This window comes from Burkholderia territorii (genome assembly GCF_902833055.1).
Classification (GTDB): domain Bacteria; phylum Pseudomonadota; class Gammaproteobacteria; order Burkholderiales; family Burkholderiaceae; genus Burkholderia; species Burkholderia territorii.
Genome location: NZ_CADFEJ010000061.1, coordinates 1 through 766 on the forward strand (window position 1 = coordinate 1; position 766 = coordinate 766).

The 766-nt window shown below is 51.6% G+C and carries 2 tRNA genes and 2 rRNA genes; all 4 read left to right on the forward strand.

Features of this window, described 5'->3' with window-relative positions:
- Positions 1-81: ribosomal RNA gene (locus tag HW466_RS30965) — 16S ribosomal RNA — on the forward strand; the annotation flags it as partial.
- A gap of 63 nt (positions 82-144) precedes the next feature.
- Positions 145-221, forward strand: a tRNA-Ile gene (locus tag HW466_RS30970).
- A gap of 41 nt (positions 222-262) precedes the next feature.
- Positions 263-338, forward strand: a tRNA-Ala gene (locus tag HW466_RS30975).
- 322 nt (positions 339-660) lie between these two features.
- A 23S ribosomal RNA gene (locus HW466_RS30980) occupies positions 661-766 on the forward strand; the annotation flags it as partial.

A 766-nucleotide genomic window follows, 5' to 3' on the forward strand; every position in this document is an offset into this window, starting at 1 on the left:
GTCACCACGGTAGGATTCATGACTGGGGTGAAGTCGTAACAAGGTAGCCGTATCGGAAGGTGCGGCTGGATCACCTCCTTTCCAGAGCTATCTCGCAAAGTTGAGCGCTCACGCTTATCGGCTGTAAATTAAAGACAGACTCAGGGGTCTGTAGCTCAGTCGGTTAGAGCACCGTCTTGATAAGGCGGGGGTCGTTGGTTCGAATCCAACCAGACCCACCACCGTCTTGTGTGGCGGTACACACCTGAGGAATTCTGTACATGGGGGCATAGCTCAGCTGGGAGAGCACCTGCTTTGCAAGCAGGGGGTCGTCGGTTCGATCCCGTCTGCCTCCACCAATCCTCAATGACAAGCGTTCGACTTGGGTCGAGTCTTTGTCATTGGCGATTGAGCCAGTCAGAGCGGTACGAAAGTATCGGCTGTCGTTCTTTAACAATCTGGAAGAAGTAAGTAATTTGGATAGCGGAAGCGTCTTTGAGATGGACGTGGAAACTATCCGGGTTGTGATTGTATCGATGTATCTCAAGATGATTCGAACTTCATTGTTCGGCTCTAATTGGAATACGGCACAACGCGAGAACTCAACCTGTAACGTACTTTGTATCGGATCATCGTAAGCGCTAAAGCGCTAACGATGATCGAGAGACAGACTCGTTATAGGGTCAAGCGAACAAGTGCATGTGGTGGATGCCTTGGCGATCACAGGCGATGAAGGACGCGGTAGCCTGCGAAAAGCCCCGGGGAGCTGGCAAACAAGCTTTGATCC